The 12,223-nt window shown below is 54.8% G+C and carries 11 protein-coding genes and 1 riboswitch; of the genes, 7 read left to right on the top strand and 4 right to left on the bottom strand.

From position 1 onward, the window contains the following. Positions 1-103 precede the first annotated feature (103 nt). The 4 genes from AC3RCL_RS27065 to AC3RCL_RS27050 all read left to right on the top strand — a co-directional run bounded on the left by AC3RCL_RS27065 (position 104) and on the right by AC3RCL_RS27050 (position 4,686). Entirely contained in the window at positions 104-988 is an 885-nt protein-coding gene (locus AC3RCL_RS27065) for a LysR family transcriptional regulator (RefSeq protein WP_192572753.1), read from the top strand. Positions 989-1,242: 254 nt separating this feature from the next. Continuing rightward, a complete protein-coding gene (locus AC3RCL_RS27060; protein WP_492533095.1) occupies positions 1,243-2,589 on the top strand; it encodes a DEAD/DEAH box helicase in 1,347 nt (448 codons plus the stop codon). Positions 2,590-2,716: 127 nt separating this feature from the next. Beyond that, a complete protein-coding gene (locus AC3RCL_RS27055) occupies positions 2,717-3,469 on the top strand; it encodes an ABC transporter ATP-binding protein (RefSeq protein WP_015737390.1) in 753 nt (250 codons plus the stop codon). Then, positions 3,466-4,686, top strand: coding sequence for an ABC transporter permease (locus AC3RCL_RS27050; protein WP_492533092.1), 1,221 nt, complete (start codon positions 3,466-3,468; stop codon positions 4,684-4,686). The genes AC3RCL_RS27055 and AC3RCL_RS27050 overlap by 4 nt, the downstream gene beginning before the upstream one ends. Before the next feature lie 139 nt (positions 4,687-4,825). Here AC3RCL_RS27050 and AC3RCL_RS27045 read toward each other — a convergent pair whose 3' ends face one another. The 3 genes from AC3RCL_RS27045 to AC3RCL_RS27035 all read right to left on the bottom strand — a co-directional run bounded on the left by AC3RCL_RS27045 (position 4,826) and on the right by AC3RCL_RS27035 (position 7,156). Next, positions 4,826-4,948 carry a hypothetical protein gene (locus AC3RCL_RS27045; RefSeq protein ID WP_009592125.1) on the bottom strand — a complete coding sequence of 41 codons (123 nt, stop codon included), beginning with the start codon at positions 4,946-4,948 and terminating at the stop codon, positions 4,826-4,828. Between the two features lie 169 nt (positions 4,949-5,117). Beyond that, the gene (locus AC3RCL_RS27040) at positions 5,118-6,416 is read right to left on the bottom strand and encodes an aminotransferase class I/II-fold pyridoxal phosphate-dependent enzyme (RefSeq protein ID WP_009592117.1); all 1,299 of its coding nucleotides are present in this window, start codon (positions 6,414-6,416) and stop codon (positions 5,118-5,120) included. A gap of 125 nt (positions 6,417-6,541) precedes the next feature. Beyond that, a complete protein-coding gene (locus AC3RCL_RS27035) occupies positions 6,542-7,156 on the bottom strand; it encodes a pyridoxamine 5'-phosphate oxidase family protein (RefSeq protein ID WP_096776619.1) in 615 nt (204 codons plus the stop codon). Between the two features lie 127 nt (positions 7,157-7,283). Here AC3RCL_RS27035 and pdxR point away from each other — a divergent pair, with 127 nt between their 5' ends. The 3 genes from pdxR to AC3RCL_RS27020 all read left to right on the top strand — a co-directional run bounded on the left by pdxR (position 7,284) and on the right by AC3RCL_RS27020 (position 11,064). Next, positions 7,284-8,750 carry a MocR-like pyridoxine biosynthesis transcription factor PdxR gene (pdxR, locus tag AC3RCL_RS27030; RefSeq protein WP_492533089.1) on the top strand — a complete coding sequence of 489 codons (1,467 nt, stop codon included), beginning with the start codon at positions 7,284-7,286 and terminating at the stop codon, positions 8,748-8,750. A gap of 59 nt (positions 8,751-8,809) precedes the next feature. After that, the gene (locus tag AC3RCL_RS27025) at positions 8,810-9,595 is read left to right on the top strand and encodes a helix-turn-helix domain-containing protein (protein WP_009594561.1); all 786 of its coding nucleotides are present in this window, start codon (positions 8,810-8,812) and stop codon (positions 9,593-9,595) included. A gap of 614 nt (positions 9,596-10,209) precedes the next feature. Continuing rightward, entirely contained in the window at positions 10,210-11,064 is an 855-nt protein-coding gene (locus tag AC3RCL_RS27020; RefSeq protein WP_492533086.1) for an SDR family oxidoreductase, read from the top strand. Between the two features lie 63 nt (positions 11,065-11,127). Here the strand turns inward: AC3RCL_RS27020 and asd are convergent, their stop codons facing one another. Continuing rightward, complete coding sequence (gene asd / locus AC3RCL_RS27015; protein ID WP_015737385.1) at positions 11,128-11,931, bottom strand: archaetidylserine decarboxylase; 804 nt, start codon at positions 11,929-11,931, stop codon at positions 11,128-11,130. A gap of 165 nt (positions 11,932-12,096) precedes the next feature. Further along, positions 12,097-12,209, top strand: a riboswitch (TPP riboswitch). Positions 12,210-12,223: the final 14 nt, after the last annotated feature.

The raw sequence follows: 12,223 nt of genomic DNA, 5'->3' as shown, positions 1-12,223 counted from the left end.
GATTCTTTAGAGAAGAATACGGGGAACGGTGCAATTCGAAGATGAACTCTCGAATTCCAATCCAAGGTTCCTGTTATCATTTGATAAAATCGAGGTCATCATGATGGAAATCAATATGGAATGGTATCGCGTCTTTTATTGGACTGCGCGGCTCGGCAGTTTATCGAGGGCAGCGGATCATCTGCATATCACCCAGCCAGCCGTCAGCCATACCGTTAAGCATTTGGAGGAAACGATCGGAGGTCCGCTGTTCTTTCGGACCACCAAGGGAGTGAAACTCACGTCCGAGGGCGATGTGCTGTTTCGCTATATCGAGCAAGCCTTCGGTTTGATCGAAATCGGCGAGAAGGCGATAGCGGACATGCATAATTTGCACAGCGGCGAAATCAATATCGGGGCAAGCGATACGCTATGCAAGTATTACCTGCTGCCGCATTTGGAGTATTTCCACGCCGCTTATCCGGATATTCGCATCCGCATCACCAACCGAACCACCCCGGAAACGCTGTCGCTTCTTAAGGAAGGGAAGATTGATTTCGGCATCGTTCATTTACCGGCTTCCGATAAACAAATCGACTTTCGCCCAAGCTCGCCGATCCATGATTGTTTAGTGGCCGGCAAATCGTATGCGGAGCGGGCCGGATTACCGCACCCGTTGTCCCTTCACGATATCGGGAACTACCCGCTGCTTATGCTGGAGACCGGCGGAAGCACGAGGAGGTACGTGGATCAATTCGCCGAACGCCAAGGCGTGAAGTTAAAACCGGAGTTCGAGCTTGGCAGCATCGAGCTGCTGGTACAGTTTGCCCGAAGCGGCTTCGGACTGGCTTTTGTCATTCGCGACTATGCCAACGACGAATTGCAAACAGGCCAGCTGATCGAGGTGCCGCTCGATCCGCCGATTCCCGAGCGCAGCATTGGAATTGCAACGCTTCGAGGCATTCCGCTATCTGCGGCGGCCAAGTCGTTTCTCGCTCTACTGCCCTAGGCATGACCATCAAGCATAGATGAAATAACCTGCATGAAACGCAGAGCATGGCCGTTTCCCATGATTGATTTGGTGGCAACTCCTGTTTTGGCATATAATGAGAAAGAGTGAACAAGACTCGTTCGAAAAAACGCCTGCTGTACTTTCAATAAAGCAAACAAACTGCACGTAACGGAAGTTTCTCCAGCGATATCAGGCAGCACGCGCTTTGGAACCATAGACTTCTGATATCTAAAAAAAGGATGGACTAACATATGACTGGAACTACATTTCATACATTAGGAATAGCGGAGGATTTGTCCTCCCGATTGGCGGAGTTCGGCATTGTCACGCCTTCTCCCGTTCAGGCTGAGGCGATTCCTCCCATACTCGAAGGCAAGGACGTGCTGGCGACTTCCCAGACGGGCACGGGAAAGACGCTTGCTTATTTGCTGCCCGTTCTTCAGGGCATCGATCCGGAGATCAAGGGAGCCCAGAAACTGATTCTCGCTCCAACGCAGGAGCTCGCCGTTCAGATTGTGAGAGAGAGCGAGCGCTACGGGGAAGCCCGCGGAATCGGCGTGCTCGGCCTGATCGGCGGTGCCGCAGCCAAGCGTCAGATTGAGAAGCTGCGGCTGCATCCGCAGCTGATCGTGGGAACGCCGGGACGCGTGCGGGAACTGATCGAAATCCGGAAGCTGAAAATGCACCAAGTGACCACGATCGTGGTGGACGAGGTGGACCAGGTGTTTAATCTGGGCGGCGCCGGCGATGTGGATCGCATCCTGCGCAGTGCCTTGCGCGACCGTCAATTGGTCTTCTTATCCGCAACGGTGAGTCCGGAGACGGCCGAGCTCGTGAAGAAGGAGATGGATCAGCCCGTTGAAATCGGGATCGATCCGGAGCGTCGGACGCCGTCCGCGCTGGAGCATTATTATTTCGTCTCGGAAGAGCGCGACAAGCTGGACATGCTGCGCCGCGTGGTTCGGCATTACAATCCCGACCGTGCGATCGTGTTCGTCAATGCTACCGAGGATTTGGCAGAGGTGGAGGCGAAGCTGAATTACCTTGGATTAAACGCAGCTGCCCTTTACGGGGACGCCGACAAGATGACCCGGAGCCGGGTTTTGAACGCGTTTAGAGAAGGGCGCACCAAGCTTCTGGTGGCTAGCGATGTCGCCGCCCGGGGGCTCGATATCGAAGGGCTCGGCATGGTGATCAATTACGATCCGCCGATTGATGCCGAGCATTACACGCACCGCGCAGGCCGCACGGGACGCATGGGGCGGAGCGGCATGGCGATTACGCTTGTCTCGGACCGTCAAACGTTCATCATGCGCAAGTTTAATCGCGAGCTGGGCATATCGATCGAAGAACGCGCCCTGTATGGCGGCAAGGTAAGAACCCCGCGTTCCGCTCCGACCGATCGGGGTCAAGGTCCCCGCGGGTCGGCTGCGGGAGCTGCCCGAAAAGACAAGCCTGCCCGAAAGCCCGCTTCCATCAGCGTCAATGGCAAGTCCGGAAACGGCAAGGCATCGGGCGAGCGTCAAAGTGAACGGGAGCGCGACTGCAAGAACAAGGGCGCTCCGAAATGGTTGAAGAACAAGCCTCCACGGGGCTAAAGCTGCGGCCTCCGCGAGCGTAGGGGCTTGCAGCAATGATGTTGTTTTTTGGGTCCGATTTATGCGGATTCGGTAAGGTCATCATCCGTGTGGATTGGACTCTTTTCAGAATAAGAGGTGATCGATAATGAGCGAACAGCCGGTATTGTCTGTTCAAGGATTAAGCGGCGGATATAGCATAAACCGACCGGTTCTGCATGACGTAACCTTTCAGGTGGAACCGGGGGAAATGGTAGGTTTGATCGGCCTGAACGGCGCGGGCAAGAGTACGACGATGAAGCATATCCTCGGTCTGATGAATCCGCAAAAGGGGATCATCCAGGTCCAGGGGAAGAGCCGCTCGGAGCATTCGGAAGCGTATCACAGCGCCTTGGCTTTCGTTCCCGAATCCCCGCTGCTGTATGAGGAGATGACGGTGCGCGAGCATTTGGAATTTACGGCTCGTTCCTACGGCGTGTCCCGCGAGGATTATGAGACGCGCTCGGCGCAGCTGTCGAAGATGTTCCGAATGGAAGAAAAGATGGACAGCCTGTCCACGCATTTGTCCAAGGGCATGCGCCAAAAAGTGATGATCATGTGCGCGTTCGTCGCGAGACCGTCGCTGTACATCATCGACGAGCCCTTCCTTGGGCTTGATCCGCTCGGGATCCGCTCGCTGCTTGACTTTATGCTGGAATTGAAAGCATCCGGCGCTTCCGTATTGCTAAGCTCCCATATTCTCTCGACGATCGAGAATTATTGCGACCGGTTCATCGTGCTGCACCGCGGCAGCATCATTGCTCAGGGGACGCTGAAGGAAATACAGGATCAAGCGGGAAGACCGGGCATGTCCCTGGAAGAGCTGTTCAATGTGCTGATTCAGGACGGTAAGGGCGAATGAATCTGCGTGAGCTGTATGTCAAACGACGCGGGCAGTTCTGGGGTGAAATCCTTCCCTATCTGGGTTATGTCATACAGAGCGGCGTCGCCGTCGTATTCCTGTTCCTGCTGATTGCATTCGCGGCATGGTATACCGCACTTCTGCAGCAAGTTCCGCCAGATCTGCCGATACGCTGGATCATGCTGATTTTCCTTGCGCCCCTCATGATCAACAGCAGCATTCGCACGTATCTGCGCACGGCGGATACGGTGTTCCTCATTCCGCAGGAATCCCGAATGAAGGAATATTTCCGCAAAGCATGGTTTAGCGGAGTCATATATAAAATCATCGGCTTGGGATTGGTCCTGCTCATTCTATGGCCTCTATACATACGCAGTGATGCTTCGCCAAAGACGCTGCTGGCTACGTTTGCCGTCCTGACCGTGTTCAAGCTGCTGTCCAGCTATGGTAGCTGGAAGGAGCAGCTTATGGTGTCACGGAACGCGGCAGCGGCCTATCGGGTACTCCGCTGGATCGTTCCGGCACTGAGCCTGGCTGCCTGGCTATGGCATCCAACGGGCCGTGCCCTCCTGTTCATGGCGCTGCTCGGCCTCACGTATGTTGCCGCGTTATCCGTTCCCGTCAAACACTTGGTCGCCTGGGAGCGATTAATCGCCGTTGAGCAGCGGCAGGCAAGCCGGGTTATGATGGTGCTGAGCTGGTTCGTGAATGTGCCTCAGCGGGAGCAGCGCGTCCATGCGCGGAAATGGCTGTCCGGATGGGGGAAAGGATTGGCGTGGAAGAAGGAGAGCGCCTATCGCTTTCTTCTTATCAAGAGCCTGACACGCAGCGATATTCTGGGCATTCTGATCCGTGTCGGACTGCTTGGAGCCTTTATCGTATGGGCCACCCGGGACAGCCTGGTATCGGCGCTTGTATATCTGATCAGCCTGATGATTGTCGGGCTCCAATTGTCTGCGCTGCGCAAGCTGCATCCGGAATCGTTCTGGCTGCACGTCTATCCGCTTCCGGAAGGAACTCGCCGCGACAATGAAGGCAAGCTGATCTTCCAGGTACAGCTGTTCTGGGCCGTACTGCTGTGGCTTCCGCTCGTTCCGGGCATCCTTAGCGCACCAGGGCGGATACTCGGTACGATGGCTGCAGGCATCGCGATTGTGTTCCTGTTCCGAAGCGCCGCTGCCCGAAAGAGCCGGCGCGAAGACGATGACGACGAATAGAATAAAAAGGGAAGAGGCCGGGACGTTAGCGTCCCGGCCTTCTATCGGTGATTATCGTATGGGTTAGGGTTGGCTGCAGAAATCGCAGTGCGTCGTGTGGCGACCTGCGATTTCTAGTATAGCTGTTATCCGGTTGTCATTACACCCAGAAAGAACGAGTGATGATAACGAGCAGGATAAAGAGAACCAGGATTGCTCCGACTCCATATCCACCGCCGTATCCGCCGTATCCACCGTGTCTTACTTCTTCAACTGCACCCATGTTCATTCCCCTTTCAGTTCGTTGATTTATAGTACACGGTATTGTATGTAGCTATTGGTCTATGTGTATGGGCGAGCGTTTAGATATGGCAGAAGAAAAAATTAAAGACCGGGGAGAATTCCCGGTCTTTATTTTACCTAAACGTTTATATATTCGGATGCATGGATCATCAAGCCTTCTGCAGATCCTGAATCCCTTTGTAGACCAGGTCGAACAGATCCTCCAAATACTCCTCGTCAATACAGGAGAAGGCGATCCGGAGATCATGCTCGCCAAGGGCGATGGTTCCTACGCCATACTCATGAATGAGATGGGAGCGGAGCTCCTCGGCGTTTACCGTGTTCAGCTTAAGGCACATGAAGTAGCCGGAGTTGAACGGATAGTACTCCCAAACATCGCCATATTTGCCGCTGTCGAGGATGGACTTCACTTTGTTGGCTCGGCCCTTCATGATGACGAATTTCTCTTCCTTCTGCTCGTGGAATTCCGGCGATTTCAGCGCTTCCAGAACAAAGGTCTGCGAAGGGTGGGAGGCACTGGATATCGTTGCGCGGATAATGCCGAGCGTTTTCTGCTCCAGAGCGTCCAGCACGTCTTTGTCTTCAGCCGCATACGTAATGAAGCCGACCCGGAATCCCCATACGAATTCTTCCTTCGTAGCACCGTCGACTTTCACGGGAAGCACGCGAGGATGAAGGCCCGCCAGGCGTCCGAAGAGCGATTCCTTCAGCGAATCTTCAAAGAACAAGCCGAAATACGCATCATCCGTTACGACGACAACGTTCATGCCGGCCTCGGCAGCTTCCTGGATCGCGGACACGATGGCCGCACCTTCCTCCGCGCCGGGCGTGTAGCCCGTCGGGTTGTTCGGGAAGTTCAGCAGAACGACGGCTTTGCCTTTATCCTTCTGGCTCAGCAGAGCCTGACGAAGTCCGTCGGCGTTAAATTTCATATCGTCCGTGAAGAGAGGATAGGTTACATGAATGCCATGGCGGCGAATGCCGAAGGTCAGTTCGTAATTTTCCCAGTTTTTGTCGGGATAAATGACGGCATCCCCTTCATCCACGAACAAATCGGCTACGATGCTAAGTCCATGCGTCAGCGCATTCGTGACGATCGGATTGCTGAAGCTCTTGCCTTCAAGCGAAGGATTCTCCTGAATCATCTTGTTCCGCCATACGGAGCGAAGCTCCGGCTTGCCGGCCGGAGGGGCATACGGGTACAGATCTTTCGGCTGGTATGCCGAAAGTTTGTCTTGGATGACGCCCAGATGCATCGGGATTCCGCCCTCGGTTGCAATGCCGATCGTAGCGTTATATTTTTTCGCATGGCTCGTCGCTTCCGCGGATTGGCTCAGGATGCCTTCCTTCGGGAAGTAGATTTCCCTGCCGAGTGTGGAGAGCATGTCGTACACATGCGGATTGCCAGCTTGCATTTTTCCATTCAATTGACCAACCAATGGGTTCATGAACTGATTCCTTCCTTCCGAATACTTTTGGTTAAGGTAAGAGCAGGTGACAAGTTGCCTTTACGTTTTCATTGCCTAACATTATACCACCTACCCCAGGAACCGTCACGGATAAATGTAATGCTTTAACGCGGTCCAGGGTGATACTTGCAAATCAGTCCTGCCGTCTCCTCGTCCCGATTCTTGCCGCGGCATTCCAGGCCTTCGACGACGGCTTGGAGCCGATCGGGCTTCAGGTTCTGGCCGAACTTGAACTTGGCGCTCATTCGCTGCGGAGTCAGCCGGATGACGGCTACCCCTTTCAGCCTGGAGGTGTAAGCCCGGTCGTTCGCGTCGATGGCGCGGTATCCGCCTTCAGGCTGCAGCTTTTGCATCAGCGCCTCCATCGCAAGCGCCTTTTCCTCCAGATCGTCCACGATCACGGCCTCGCCGATAGCCGTTACGCTTTTGAAATAGGCCGTGGCCGGGCATGCCATCTCGGGGTCGGAGAAATAGGAAGGGATGAGGGCATACTCATCCGCAATGGTGAAGCATACGGCGGGCGTCCGGCGGAGATGGTCCATTTTCTCACCCATCCGGCTGCCGTGAAAATAGAACGCTCCGTTGACATAGGCAAAATTCAAAGGCGTTACACGCGGGATTCCCTCTTCATCGGCTGTTCCAAGGAAACCAAAGCTCATCCCGCGAAGGAAGTCCTCGATCTCTTGGGGATCCTCCATCGCAAATTCGTCTCTTCTCATGGTTACATGCTCCCCCTATCATTTTGAATAACAGCATACGATGTTCATTGACAAGGAAAAAGCGCCAATTTAGAGTAATTTGTATAGTCCAATTTGATCGTAATCCCAAAATAGAGGAGACATCGCCATGGAGCTTGGATTGCCGTTCGAGACCTATGTGGAACAATATCGATATAAATATTTGGCTCTGTACCACGCGATTCGCGCCGCGATTCATAGCGGCAAGCTGCCGGAAGGCACGAGGCTTCCCGCAACCCGCGAGCTGGCCAGGCTCTACGGGGTGTCCAGGGGATCGGCCGCGCAGTGTTATGACATGCTGATGGCCGAGGGCTATGTCGTATCCCGGCAGGGCAGCGGAACATACGTGGCCGAGGGAATCGCTGCCACGGCAGGCCAGCCGCCATTGGCCGAGCGGGCGCCGGCGCTCTCCGCTTGGGGGCAGCGACTGATGAGCCAAAGCGGGGAATATGTCTCGGCACAGCTGCTGCTGAAGGAGCCTCCCCCGGGTACGATCTCTTTCGCGAATGCGAGGATGCCCATGGAGGATTTCCCTTATTCGGAGTGGCGGAGCGCGTTATCCTATGCAGGCGGAAGCGGGGGAGCCGAGCTGCAGAACGGAGCGCCCCCGGAAGGGGATATCGAACTGCGCCGGGCGATAGCCGGACACCTTCGGTTCACGCGGGGCATACAGGCGGATCCCGAGCATATCGTGGTTTTCAGCGGTTCCATGCAGGGGCTTGTCCTGATGTTCCAGCTGCTGGTTGATCCCGGCGATCACGTGGTGATGGAGGATCCGGGTTATCAGGGAATCCACCGGGGCATAAGCTTGAGCGGAGGGATTCCGCTGCCGTCCTCTGTCGACGATGCCGGATTGATTCCGTGCGAATGGGACGCCGGCCTGCTTGTCGTAAGCCCCAGCCGTCAATACCCGACCGGCGCGGTGCTGCCGCTGGAGCGAAGAAGGGCGCTGCTGAATTGGGCGCGAAGCCGTCAGTCCTTTATTATCGAGGATGATTACGACAGCGAATTCCGCTGGGGCGGCAAGCCGATCGAGCCTCTGAAAATGCTGGACGACGAGGGACGCGTCATCTTTGTCGGCTCATTCTCCAAAACGATGTTCACCGGCCTCCGCATCGGTTATGCCGTGCTTCCCCCGAGCCTGGTTGAGGCGGTCGTTCAGGCCAAGGCTCTGTACGAGCCGATCTCGCCAGCCGTATTGGAGCAGCGCGCCTTGGCCCGCTTTATTGTAAGGGGAGGTTACGGGAGGCATCTCAGAAGAATGACCCGGCTGTACGGCGCGCGGTATGAGGCGCTTCGCCATGGGATGGAAACCCATGCCTCGGGCTTGTTTCGCCTTCACCCCGGCGATGCCGGCCTGCACGTTTACGCGAACTGGCTGCGCTCCGCGGAAGAGTATGCCCTGTTCCAGGAGGCTGCCCGCAAGCGCGGCGTCATGTTTCGGGATGCGGCGGCCTATCATCGTACGCCCGGGCTGCCTGCCGCCTGCTTCGGCTTCTCGCATCTCGGCATCTCCAGCATCGAAGAAGGGGTTGCCCGGATGGCGCTGGCATGGCGGGACATGCAAAAAACATAAAAAACGGGTATGATGGGAAAGAGGTCAATTTTTGAATGAGATGAGGGGGTTATGACGAGATGCTGAATGCATCGCCGTCTTCGTTTATAATCATGCCTGCGCTTGCCAAAATCGTTTGCGAGCCGGGCTGGAAATGGCAAAAACGCGAAAGGCCCATGCAGAACTACGATTTGTTCTATGTATGGAGCGGCGAAGGCACGGTCGAGCTAAATGACGAGCCCTTTACCGTGGGAAAGGGAAGCTGCTTCCTGTTCCGACCCGGAGATCATACGAGCGCGACGCACAATCCGCAGAAGCCGCTCGTATTGACATATATCCATTTTGACGTGACCGACCCGGTCGAAGAGATTCCGGCATCTTATCGCAAGCTGACGGAAACGATGGATTTCGAATATTTGCTTGCACGCTATGTGCGTTTGTATCTGGACAAGCCCTATGGTTCACTGGAAGAGGGCCAGCTCATTCTGAAGCAGTTGATGATTCATCTGCTGCGCTCGGATCTGGATGCGCCGGTGGTCAAAAAAGCAAGCAATCAGCTGTCCGAGGCGATCCATGAAATCGCGAATTACGTCCGCCAGCACCCGGGGGTTCCCCATCGGGTCGAGGATTTGGCGGCCAGAGCGGGGTTGTCTCCCCGCTACTTCTCGATCAAGTTCAAGGAACTGATCGGCACGCCGGTGCAATCCTATATCATTCAGATGCGGATCGAGCGGGCGCAGCATCTGCTGCTGCATCAAGGGATGAACGTAACGGAAGTGGCCGACGCGCTGGGTTATCGGGACATTTTCTTCTTCAGCCGACAATTTAAGCAGTATACGGGCAAGAGCCCATCCGAAATTCGATGATTCCCCGCCCTTCCATAACTTACCTGCTTGGTTGAAGGGGACTATGGGTTTCATAGCAAGCGATTTAGGGTAAAAACGACGTACAGTTTCATTTTAAGATATCAGAAAGTATAAATTCGAAGCAAGAGCCTTCCTGATATCGCAAGAAAAACTTCCGTTAAATGCGGTCTGTCTTCTATGCAAGTACGTCGATAGACGTTTTTCTTATGAAGGGGGGAGAGGGGAATGAGCCCAAGAAGACGGGTGCGGGGACGTTTCTTCAGTCGTGGCGGCTGCGGTATTTTCAGAAATCGCTTGCGCCGCATGAAGACAACGAATCCGGATCATCAAGACGTTTGGTTTTAAAGGACCTTGGCCTACATACGGGTGACGTTGAATCCCGTTATCATATACGCATTTCGCTGGAAACACGCAAAAGGGAGCTGACAAGCTCCCTTTTTTATTGGGATTAATTTTATAGGTCAGGACTCGGACTGCATTGCAAACATTTGATATATTGGGAATATACATAAAGCGCTTAAGAGCAAAGCTCGAAACAGATTAGGCATTTTGGATATAGGAAGGGTGACGGGTGTGAAGGAGAAAGTGGCATCGACGGAGCCGGCGGTGATCCGGTGGTAAGGGCGGGAGCAGGGAAGGTTGCGCTGGTCACGGGCGCGTCGAGCGGGTTCGGACTGCTGATCAGTCTGGAGCTGGCAAAAGCAGGTTATGACGTGGCCGCGGGTCTTCGCAGACCTGAGGCGGCAGCAGAGCTGTTGGCTCAGGCTGAACAAGCAGATGTTACCGGGCGTATTCACATCTTCCGATTGGATATATGTGCCGAGGAGCAGGTCAAGGCTGCTGCTTCGGCGCTGGAGCAGAAGTTCGGCCGCTTGGACGTGCTGGTGAACAACGCCGGCGAGGCGGTGGGCGGCATGGTGGAGGAAGTGCCGCTGGGGGGCTGGCGAAAGCAGATGGAGACGAATTTCTTCGGGACCGTATCGGTGACGCAGCATATGCTCCCGCTGCTGCGCAAGACCGGACGGTCCAAAATCGTTCTCATGAGCAGCATTAGCGGCAGGGTCGGCTTTCCGGGTTATGGTCCCTATGCGGCGTCCAAATTTGCGTTGGAGGGGTTCGGCGAGAGCCTGTCCATGGAGTTGATGCCCTTTGGCATCGATGTCGTGCTGGTCCAGCCCGGTGCCTACGGCACGCCGATCTGGAATAAGAGTTTTGGGGAGCTGGCGGTCAAGGAAGGATCACCCTACAGCGGTCTGCTGAAGGGCGTGCTGGACTATTCCGAGCGGACGGCCAGGGAAAGCGGAGATCCGCAGGAGGTAGCCCGTCTTGTGGCAAGCATATCGTCCATGACCAAACCGAGGTTCCGCTATACGCTGCCCCGAGGCACGCGGCTGACCGCGCGGATCAAGGGACTGCTGCCGGATCGGCTGTTTCAGCGGATCATTTACCGGCTGCTGAACAGGCGGTAATCCTTCATCCGTCGAATGTTTCATGGACTTAGCTTATAGCGCATGCTTGGAAGGTTAAAGGAATTACCCTTTTCGGGCTGTGGAAGGGTGCAGCAAACCGAGCAGTTCTCCCATCTTCACCTTGGAGCCCGGTTCCAAGTCACCGCGGGGTGTAAATGTGCCGTTCTCCGTCAAGAGCACGACGGTAGAGCCGAATTCAAAGTACGCAAGTTCGTCGCCAATGTCGTATTTCTTCACGCTCTCGTCGGCATAACGGATGCTGCTTACGTTCATGGCTCCGACCTTCACGACCGCAACTTCGCCGAATTCATGGGCAATATAGGTAATGAGGCGCTCGTTGCGGCTGAGCACGTTTCGGATATGGGTCATCGCAAAATCGTTCACGGGGTATACCCGGCCCTTCAAATGCTCGCTTTCCGCTTGAATGCCGGTTACCGGGGAATGTATGCGATGATAGTCGGTCGGGCTTAAATACAATACGAATGCATAACCGTTGATATAATTCTCCATTCTCGGTGACTTGGCGAGCAGCTCGCTCAGGGTATAATCCTGTCCCTTGACGCTGAGGATGGTGCCGGCGTTGACGGCGCACATCGCCGAAATCGTGGCATCGACGGGGCTTACCATGGCATCGGCGGTGTCGTCTATGGCGCGCAGGCCTATTTTTAACCGGCGGGAAAAGAATTCGTTCAACGAACGGTATTCGTGGATCTCCTTCTCCGCTTCATGCGCCGGGATTTGGTAGATTCGTATAAATGCAGGTATTAGATGACGGCTCAGCCGGCTGTGGGAACAATGCCCCATGATGCGGGACAGCCACTTGCGGGAGGACAGCTCGGTCATCAGACGCAGCAATTGTTTAGCCATGTCATTCTCCTTTGTGCATAGGTGTCGGCAATAAAACGTTGGTGGAAAAGCCAATCACTCTGATATTGACATAGAATGAGCCGGAAATCAATAAATAGCCATTTTTGAAAAAAGGTTCTTGCTAATTGGGGAACGAATGTGTATTTTAAGATTAACATGAAACCGAATAGGGAATACGGGGGCTTGAGTGAATCAGGCTGAGATTGCAGTTGCTATCCGCTGTTGACCGTTAATCTGAACTGGGTAATGCCAGCGTAGAGAATATCCGACCCTGCCTACATAGGGCCTATTT

The sequence above is a fragment of the Paenibacillus sp. MT86 genome, from assembly GCF_058792535.1.
Note: the sequence above shows the minus strand (reverse complement) of the source record. Positions and strands in the feature narration are given on the sequence as shown.